A 9055-nucleotide genomic window follows, 5' to 3' on the forward strand; every position below is an offset into this window, starting at 1 on the left:
ATCTACAAGGCACGCCGCGACGTGCTGATCGAGGGTCTGGCCGCCGCCGGCTGGCAGGTCCCCAGCCCGCCCGCCAGCATGTTCGCCTGGGCGCCGATCCCGCCGCAGTTCGCCCATCTCGGCAGCCTGGAGTTCAGCAAGCTGCTGCTTCAGGAAGCCAAGGTCGCCGTGGCTCCCGGCATCGGCTTCGGCGAATACGGCGACGGGCATGTCCGCTTGGCGCTGGTGGAGAACCAGCACCGCATCCGGCAGGCCTGCCGCAACATCCGCCAGTTCTTCCAGGAAGCCGGCATCGCGCCGGCAACCGCCGTGCGCCGTGCGCCGGTCGCCTCCAAACAGCGGGCGGCATCGTGAAGACGCCGCTCAGGATAGGCATCGCCGGACTCGGCACGGTAGGAGCCGGCGTCCTCAAGGTGCTGGAGACGCATGCCGACCTGCTGGAAATGCGCAGCGGGCAGCGGATCGTCGTGACGGCCGTAAGCGCTCGCTCGCGCAGCCGTGACCGTGGGGTCGATCTCAGCGCCGTGCGCTGGTACGAGGACGCCGTAGCCCTCGCCTCCGACCCTGACGTGGATGTCGTGGTCGAGCTGATCGGCGGGTCCGAGGGCGTCGCCCGCGACCTGGTCGTGACCGCGCTGGAAAACGGCAAGCACGTCGTTACCGCCAACAAGGCCCTGCTGGCCCATCACGGCAACGAACTGGCTGCCCTGGCCGAACGCAAGGGTGTCGCCCTTGCCCTGGAAGCGGCTGTCGCCGGCGGCATTCCGGTCATCAAGGGCCTGCGCGAGGGCCTTGCCGCCAACGCGATCAAGGAAGTCCACGGCATCCTGAACGGCACCTGCAACTACATCCTGACGGAGATGCGGGAAACCGGGCGGGAGTTCGGTGACGTGCTGGCCGAAGCCCAGAAGCTGGGCTATGCCGAGTCCGATCCCAGCTTCGACATCGACGGCGTCGATGCGGCCCATAAGCTGGCGATCCTGACCTCGGTCGCCTTCGGCTGTCCTGTCGACTTCGCCGCCGTCCACGTCGAAGGCATCCGGCACATCTCCGCGCTGGATATCGAGTATGCGAAGGAGCTCGGTTACAGGATCAAGCTTCTCGGCATCGCCCGGCGCAACAACGGCGGTGTCGAGCAGCGCGTGCATCCCGCCATGGTCCCGATCGATTCGCCCATCGCGGCGGTAGACGGCGTCTTCAACGCCGTGGTCGCGGACGGCGATTTCGTCGAGAAGGTGACTTTCGTCGGCCGGGGCGCCGGGGCGGGACCGACCGCCTCGGCCGTCGTCGCCGATCTGCTGGATGTGGCCCGGGGCCGAATCGCTCCGGTTTTCGGGGTTCCATCCGGGCGTCTCGCACGGATTCATACGGCCTCGCCGGAGGAACGCCGAGGTGCGTACTACCTGCGCCTCATGGTGGTGGACCGTCCCGGCGTGATAGCAGATGTCGCGGCGGCGCTTCGCGACGAGAACGTCTCGATGGAGGCGTTTCTTCAACGCGGCCGTGCGCCGGGTGAGGCGGTACCTGTCGTCCTTACGACCCACGACACCGACGAGGCTTCTATCCAACGTGCCTTGAGGTCGCTGGAGAGTTTGGAGGCGGTGCTGGAACAGCCGCGTCTGATACGGATCGAGCAGTTCTGATCCACTTATCGGGCCGGCTGACGGCCCTGGACAGTAACTAGATTTTGGATGAAATGGGGTCGAACCCCAGGGGGAAAACGATGGTAGAGCAAGAAGCGCGTCAAATGGACCGCAACCTGGCCCTTGAGGTCGTGCGCGTGACCGAGGCGGCGGCGCTGTCGGCGTCGCTGCTGATCGGCCGCGGCGACGAGAAGCTGGCCGATCAGGCCGCCGTCGATGCGATGCGGCAGGCGCTGAACGGGTTGGCGATCGACGGCACTGTCGTGATCGGCGAGGGCGAGCGGGACGAGGCGCCGATGCTCTATATCGGTGAGAAGGTCGGCACCGGCGGTCCCAAGATCGACATCGCGCTCGATCCGCTGGAAGGCACCACGATCACCGCGACCGGCGGCCCCAACGCCCTGGCCGTCATCGCCATGGCGGAGGAAGGCGGCTTCCTCAACGCGCCCGACGTCTACATGGACAAGATCGCGGTCGGCGGCAACCTGCCGGACAACATCGTCGACCTGGACGAGACGGTCGAGAACAACCTGCGCAACCTGGCCAAGGCCAAGGGCGCCGACCTGTCCGAACTGCTCGTCTGCATCCTTGACCGCCCGCGTCATGCCGAGCTGATCGCCAAGGTCCGCGAAGCCGGCGCCCGCATCATGCTGATCGGCGACGGCGACGTGTCGGGCGTGATCGCGACGTCCCAGCCGGAAAGCGGCGTCGATATCTACATGGGTAGCGGCGGCGCTCCGGAAGGCGTCCTTGCCGCCGCCGCCCTGCGCTGCATCGGCGGTCAGTTCCAGGGCCGGCTGCTGTTCCGCAACGCTGACGAAAAGGCCCGTGCCGCACGGTGGGGCGTCACCGACCTCAACCGCGAGTACGAGCTGAACGACCTTGCCAGCGGCAACGTGATGTTCGCCGCCACCGGCGTCACCACCGGCAACCTGCTGCGCGGCGTGCGCCGTTTCGCCGGCGGTGCGGTCACCCACTCGATCGTCATGCGCTCCAAGAGCGGGACCGTCCGCATGGTCGAGGCTCACCACAACTTCGGCCGCAAGACCGGCTTCGGTCCCACCGATCGGTGACATCCGAGCACGCTTTTCTGAAGGTCAACCGCTCGTTCGGCGGCCGGCGCTGGATTGCCCGGCCCTCGGACGAGCGGACGGCCCTGGCTCTTGCCCAGGGCTACGGCCTGCCTGAACTGGTCGGCCGCGTGCTTTCCGCACGCGGTATCGACCTGTCCACGGCCGAGGCGTTCCTGACGCCGAAGCTGAAGTCGCTGCTGCCCGATCCCAGCCATCTGAAGGACATGGACGCCGCAGCTTCGCGGATCGCCCGTGCCATCATGGGCGGCGAGAAGGTCGCGGTGTTCGGCGACTACGACGTGGATGGCGCCACGTCGTCGGCATTGCTGCGCCGGTTCTTCCGCGCGGCCGGCTCCGACGTCACTGTCTACATCCCCGACCGCATCGCGGAAGGCTACGGCCCCAACGCGCCGGCGCTCCTGCGGCTCAAGTCCGACGGCGTCAGCCTTGTCGTAACGGTGGACTGCGGCGTGACGTCGTTCGACCCCCTGGCCGCCGCCGCGGATGCCGGACTTGAGGTCGTCGTCATCGACCACCACGCGGCCGAACCGCGCCTGCCGCGTGCCGTCGCCGTGGTCAACCCCAACCGCAAGGACGATGCGTCCCCCCACAAGACGCTGGCGGCGGTCGGCGTCACCTTCCTGCTGGTCGTCGCACTCAACCGCGCACTGCGGGAGGCCGGCTGGTGGAACGACCGCCGCCCGGCCCCGGATCTCCTGAACTGGCTCGATATCGTCGCACTCGGGACCGTCTGCGACGTGGTTCCCCTGATCGGGCTGAACCGCGCCCTGGTTACCCAGGGCCTCAAGGTCATGGCCAAGCGCGGCAATCCCGGCATCACGGCACTTGCCGACCTGTGCAAGCTGACCGAAAAGCCCGATGCCTGGCATGCGGGCTTCATCCTCGGGCCACGGGTCAATGCCGGCGGCAGGGTAGGGGCCTCCGACCTTGGCGCCCGCATGCTCTCGACCGACGACCCGCGCGAGGCGGCGGAGATCGCCAGGATCCTCGACCAGCACAATACCGAGCGACGCGCCATCGAGGCCAAGGTCCTGGAAGAAGCCATGACCGGCGTCGAAGCGGCCCTCGAGGACCTTGGCGGCCTGGTCTTCGCCGTAGGCGAAGGCTGGCATCCCGGCGTGATCGGCATCGTCGCCGCCCGTCTGAAGGAGCGCTACAACCGCGCCGCCTGCGTCGTGGCCCTGGACAACGGCATTGGAAAGGCGTCGGGCCGCTCCGTCCGGGGCGTGGATCTCGGCGCCGCCGTGATCGCGGCGCGCCATGCCGGCCTGCTGATCGCCGGCGGCGGCCATCCCATGGCGGCCGGTTTTACCGCCGCCGCCGACCGCCTTCCCGAGTTGAAGCAGTTCCTCGCCAGCCGGATCGCGGACCAGCAGGTGGACGGCCCGCTGGCGCCGACCCTGGAACTCGACGGCATGCTTTCCGTCGGGGGGGCGACGCCCGATCTGGTTTCACTGCTCAACCGCCTGGCACCCTTCGGCACCGGCAATTCGGAACCGCGCTTCGCTCTGGCCGATGCCCGTGTCGTCCAGGCCAGCGTGGTCGGGGAAAACCACGTCCGCTGCATCCTGAGCGGCCAGGGTGGGGAGCGCCTGAAAGCCATCGCGTTCCGCACCCTCGACACCGACCTTGGCAAGGCACTGCTGAAGAGCGGCGGCTCCCCCATGCACATCGCCGGCTATCTGAGGCCCGACAACTGGCAGGGCCGCAACGATGTCCAGTTGATGATCGAGGACGCGGCCCCGGTCTGGGGCGCCGGCTAGCCCCCTGAATAAGCCCGCAAAAAACTTCCGCCCTCAGAAAAAACCTTCTTGCATCAACCCCGTCGCCCGGCTATCAACCATCTCACTTCAACGCCTCGTCCCCATCGTCTAGAGGCCTAGGACACCGCCCTTTCACGGCGGTAACAGGGGTTCGAATCCCCTTGGGGACGCCATCTTATCAAGCACTTAGCTGCTACTTCAAACTCGTACGGCAAATATACGACATAGATTTGGTCGTGCCGTCACTGTTCGCCTAGGTGCGCGTTGGTCCATGATCGATCATTCGACCTTATGCATGCGGAACAGATTCTGCTCCCACCCACAGCCAATCTGATGGCTCATAGTCACTGCAGTGTCGAATGGCTCCAATTCGACTGGCTTCGGCAAGCTGGAGACCTAACTTGATCGACGTTGGGGAAGCCCTACACCGCTGCGAGCTTCCTCCATTTCCATCTCAGAATTTGATCAGCAATCACCACCTGAACCAGGTAGTATATTTCTCCCGCGCCTTGACCTTGCTCTCATCATTGACGTGATAGGCAACGGTCGCGATGGCTAGCGCCAGAACCCCAAAGTCATCTGCAAAGCCTGCGAAAGGTATGAAATCTGGGATTAGATCAACCGGCACAATGAAATACACTAGCACACCGTGGATTACTTTCTTTGCCCACATGGGAGTGCTGGGAGCTCGAGCGGTATAGTGCAATACTAGAGCCATCATGATGACCCGTTTACCGGCATCCTTTATGTACCTGCCGACTTTCCTCCAGAAGACGTCTTCGCTGTAAAAACTGTCAGAGCTGATGATGCTCATCGTGATTAATCCTGTCTCATCAACCAGAAGCGCAAGACGCGCAGCTTCGCATTTGATCACATGAGTCTTAACGAGGCGCAAAAGCCGGAGATGACTTCTCGATGGTGCCATTGGGCGACAGCGGTGCAGAAAGGCTCTTCTGGGCTGCACTCATCTATAAATCCTCCGGATCGTAACATCTGATCCCGACCATGCACAACTTTGGAGGGCGATCCCGTGTCTTCAGCAACCATCTTGTGGAAGTGACACCTCACCAGAGAGGCCTCGTTGGCAAACACGAGGTGACCTAAAGCCGCATAGACCATCCCTGCCGAGACCATCGCGCCGACTCGACAAGCCCGATTCAACAACGCGGCACAGCAGGCCTGCCTGTAAACTGCCCTGTGTGACATCCTCACTGAGCCGCTGTCCCTTATGAAGACAGAAACCCTTCTGGTTCATCGCCCCGGACTATACGATCCGAGCACCTCCAGTATTACGCTTTCACTAAACCGCCCCTTCTTCCATCACGTTTAGAGCGATCGCATTATGTAAATTGCTGCTGAACGGTGTTGAAGGAAACGTTACAATGCCCTAGCAACCGATGGTGAAGTCTGGCATTCTCTGCCCTCCTTCGGACTTGGAGCCCCTTTAATGCCGGATGAGATTTTGACACTGGCAGAGGTGGCTTCGTTGCTGAAGGTCGCCGAGAAGACTGTTTACACGATGGCGCAACGTGGCGAAATTCCCGCCTTCAAGGTTCGTGGACAGTGGCGCTTCAAGCGCGACGATCTCGACCAATGGATTGAGCATCAGAAGCTATCTCAACGCGACCACAACAAACCCGACGGAGGCCGCGGATGAACGAATGCGTCTCCTATGGGGGTCGGCCATGATGACGACGGACTGCCAAGCAAAATATTTCGCTTACGACCTCACGCGACGGTACGCCCCGGATAGTGCCGAGCGCTTGGCCAGCGCGGTCGCCAATGCCCAGGTCGATCTTAATCCGCATCAGGTCGACGCTGCGCTATTCGCCTTTGCGTCTCCGCTTTCCAAGGGGGCGCTGCTGGCCGACGAGGTTGGCCTTGGGAAGACGATCGAGGCTGGCCTTGTTATTTCACACCGCTGGGCGGAGCGAAAACGCCGTATCCTGATAATCGTGCCTTCCAACCTCAGAAAGCAGTGGCACCAGGAACTAAGCGAGAAGTTCTTTTTACCGTGCGCAATCCTGGAGTCGAAGTCATACAACCAAGCCATAAAGGGCGGTAACTCCCAGCCGCTTGACTGCGATGGAATGGTCGTCATTTGCTCCTACCAATTTGCGCGGGGCAAAGCAACTGACGTCCATGCGATTCCATGGGATCTCGTCGTCATCGATGAAGCACACCGCCTCCGCAATGTCTACAAACCATCGAATGTGATTGCCAACACACTCAGACAGGCTCTTGTTCAGAAGCAAAAGCTACTTCTAACCGCAACACCGCTGCAGAATTCACTTTTGGAGCTCTTCGGCCTCGTCAGTTTCATCGATGAATATACGTTCGGCGATCTCAAGAGCTTCAGGGAGCAATTTGCGAACGCCACGCATGATCGTGTCTTCTATCTCCTCAGAGAGCGGTTAAAGCCGATTTGTCATCGCACCCTTCGACGCCAGGTCACGACCTACGTGCCCTACACGCGCCGCTATCCGATCGTCGAGGAATTTACCCCTGAGGAAGGCGAGGACAAGCTTTACCAGCTGGTCTCGGAATACCTCCGTCGCGACAACCTGCAAGCCCTTCCAGCAAGCCAGCGGTCCCTCATGACGTTGGTTCTTCGCAAGCTGCTTGCCTCCTCCACGTTCGCGATTGCCGGCGCGTTGACTTCAATTTCCCGCCGGTTGCAATCAAAACTGGACGAGGACGAAGCGATTGGCTCACCTGAGGAGGATTTGGGCGAAGACTACGAGGCACTCGATGAGATGGAAGACGAATGGGTTGAGGATGAAAAGCTCGAGCCACTGACGGAGACGGATCGCAAAGCCATCGAAGCCGAAATCGCTGATCTGACCGGGTTTGCGAAGCTTGCGACATCCATTGATCAGAATGGCAAGGGCAAGGCTCTGCTGAAGGCGCTTGAAGTCGCCTTTGCGAAGGCGGAAGAGCTTGGTGCGGCTAAGAAGGCGATCATCTTCACGGAATCGCGGCGCACGCAGGCATACCTCCTGCGCGTTCTAGCTAACAGTCCCTATGCTGAAGGCATCGTACTGTTCAACGGCACCAACACTGACGAGCGCTCGAAGCAAATCTATGCGACGTGGTTTGCCCAACATCAGGGGTCGGATCGTGTCACTGGTTCCCGGACCGCCGACATGCGGTCAGCGTTGGTGGACTATTTTCGCGACAGTGGCCGAATCATGATTGCGACCGAGGCTGGTGCCGAGGGCATTAACCTGCAATTCTGTTCGCTCGTCGTAAATTATGACTTGCCATGGAACCCGCAACGCATCGAGCAGCGTATCGGCCGTTGTCATCGCTATGGTCAGAAGCACGACGTCGTTGTCGTGAATTTCCTTAACCGAATGAATGACGCGGACCAGCGTGTCTATCAGCTTCTCTCCGAAAAATTCCAACTCTTCGAAGGAGTGTTCGGCGCAAGCGACGAGGTGCTCGGCGCGATCGAATCAGGCGTTGATTTCGAGAAGCGTATCGGAATGATTTATCAGAAATGTCGACAGACCGATGAGATCAAGTCGGCTTTTGACCAGTTGCAACTTGAACTGAGTCTCGAGGTCAACGAGGCCATGAGCCAGACGCGGCAGAAGCTGCTCGAAAACTTCGACGATGAGGTTCGCGAAAAGCTCAGGGTACGAGATGATGATACAAAGGTGTGTTTAGACAGGTTCGAGCAACTTCTAATGCGTCTCACGCGGCATGAACTGCGTTCCGATGCGGAGTTTATAAACATTGTTACGTTTAAGTTGCGGACTCGCCCAACATGGGCCGAGGAACGCGATATCCCTCTTGGGATCTACGAATTGCCACGGCGTTCGGGCGAAGCGCATCTTTATCGGCTCAATCATCCGCTTGGTGAGGCCGTTGTCGAGCGGGCGAAAGCACGGCAGCTTACACCGGTTCAGGTGAAATTCGATTACACAAACCATTCTGGAAGGATCAGTGTTTTGGAACCGCTCCGTGGCCAAAGTGGGTGGCTGACTGCCTCGGTGCTGACCGTTGAGGCGCTCGACACGCCTGAGGACCACATTCTTCTGGCCGGGATGGGCGATGACGGTACCGCCCTGAGTCATGACATGGTGATGCGCCTGCTCACTCTCTCGGCTGACGACGGTGATCCCGTGGAGCCTCCGGCGGCACTGGCTAAAGATCTCGATGCCCGCTTGAGCCGTGACGCAAGCCAGATCCAGCGCACCATCTCGCAGCGCAATGCACGTTTCTTCGGGGCTGAGGCCGATAAGCTCGATGGCTGGGCCGACGACCTAAAGGTTGGCCTAGAGCGGGAGATCAAGGAGATCGATCGGCAGGTCAAGGAGGCACGGCGTGCCGCGACCGCAGCCTTGACGCTGGAAGACAAGCTCGCCGGCCAAAAGCAGATCAAGTCGTTGGAGGCGTTGCGTAACGCTAAGCGTCGCAACCTCTTCGAGGCTCAGGACGAAATTGACAGACAGCGTGCCGAGCTCATTGCGCAAATTGAAGCGAAGTTGGAGCAGAAGACCGACCTCACGTCGCTTTTCACGATCCGCTGGCGAATCTGCTGAGAGGA

The 9055-nt window shown here is 61.4% G+C and carries 7 protein-coding genes and 1 tRNA gene; 7 read left to right on the forward strand and 1 reads right to left on the reverse strand.

What is annotated here, in order from left to right:
• The 5 genes from AC5JJ6_RS23580 to AC5JJ6_RS23600 all read left to right on the forward strand — a co-directional run.
• A partial coding sequence (locus AC5JJ6_RS23580) for an aminotransferase class I/II-fold pyridoxal phosphate-dependent enzyme (protein ID WP_496044394.1) occupies positions 1 to 354 on the forward strand: 354 nt, incomplete at its 5' end.
• Complete coding sequence (locus AC5JJ6_RS23585) at positions 351 to 1643, forward strand: homoserine dehydrogenase (RefSeq protein ID WP_496044395.1); 1293 nt, start codon at positions 351 to 353, stop codon at positions 1641 to 1643. The genes AC5JJ6_RS23580 and AC5JJ6_RS23585, both read left to right, overlap by 4 nt.
• 104 nt (positions 1644 to 1747) lie before the next feature.
• Positions 1748 to 2716: a class II fructose-bisphosphatase gene (glpX, locus tag AC5JJ6_RS23590; protein WP_496044396.1), complete on the forward strand. Its 969-nt coding sequence runs from the start codon at positions 1748 to 1750 to the stop codon at positions 2714 to 2716.
• The gene (gene recJ / locus AC5JJ6_RS23595; protein ID WP_496044397.1) at positions 2713 to 4500 is read left to right on the forward strand and encodes a single-stranded-DNA-specific exonuclease RecJ; all 1788 of its coding nucleotides are present in this window, start codon (positions 2713 to 2715) and stop codon (positions 4498 to 4500) included. Before glpX ends, recJ begins: the two co-directional genes overlap by 4 nt.
• A gap of 97 nt (positions 4501 to 4597) precedes the next feature.
• A tRNA-Glu gene (locus AC5JJ6_RS23600) sits at positions 4598 to 4673 on the forward strand.
• Positions 4674 to 4972: 299 nt separating this feature from the next.
• Here AC5JJ6_RS23600 and AC5JJ6_RS23605 read toward each other — a convergent pair.
• Complete coding sequence (locus AC5JJ6_RS23605) at positions 4973 to 5314, reverse strand: YkvA family protein (RefSeq protein WP_496044398.1); 342 nt, start codon at positions 5312 to 5314, stop codon at positions 4973 to 4975.
• Between the two features lie 633 nt (positions 5315 to 5947).
• Between AC5JJ6_RS23605 and mads1 the strand changes: the two genes are divergently transcribed.
• Both mads1 and AC5JJ6_RS23615 read left to right on the forward strand, forming a co-directional pair.
• Complete coding sequence (gene mads1, locus AC5JJ6_RS23610; RefSeq protein WP_496044399.1) at positions 5948 to 6157, forward strand: methylation-associated defense system helix-turn-helix domain-containing protein MAD1; 210 nt, start codon at positions 5948 to 5950, stop codon at positions 6155 to 6157.
• 28 nt (positions 6158 to 6185) lie between these two features.
• Positions 6186 to 9050: an SNF2-related protein gene (locus AC5JJ6_RS23615; RefSeq protein WP_496044400.1), complete on the forward strand. Its 2865-nt coding sequence runs from the start codon at positions 6186 to 6188 to the stop codon at positions 9048 to 9050.
• Positions 9051 to 9055: the final 5 nt, after the last annotated feature.

This window comes from Skermanella sp. (genome assembly GCF_059503625.1).

Excerpts from the sequence above, each read along its gene's own strand:
- AC5JJ6_RS23605 (WP_496044398.1), bottom strand. The coding sequence starts at position 5,314 with ATGAGCATCATCAGCTCTGACAGTTTTTACAGCGAAGACGTCTTCTGG.
- mads1 (WP_496044399.1), top strand. The coding sequence starts at position 5,948 with ATGCCGGATGAGATTTTGACACTGGCAGAGGTGGCTTCGTTGCTGAAG.
- AC5JJ6_RS23615 (WP_496044400.1), top strand. The coding sequence starts at position 6,186 with ATGATGACGACGGACTGCCAAGCAAAATATTTCGCTTACGACCTCACG.
- glpX (WP_496044396.1), top strand. The coding sequence starts at position 1,748 with ATGGACCGCAACCTGGCCCTTGAGGTCGTGCGCGTGACCGAGGCGGCG.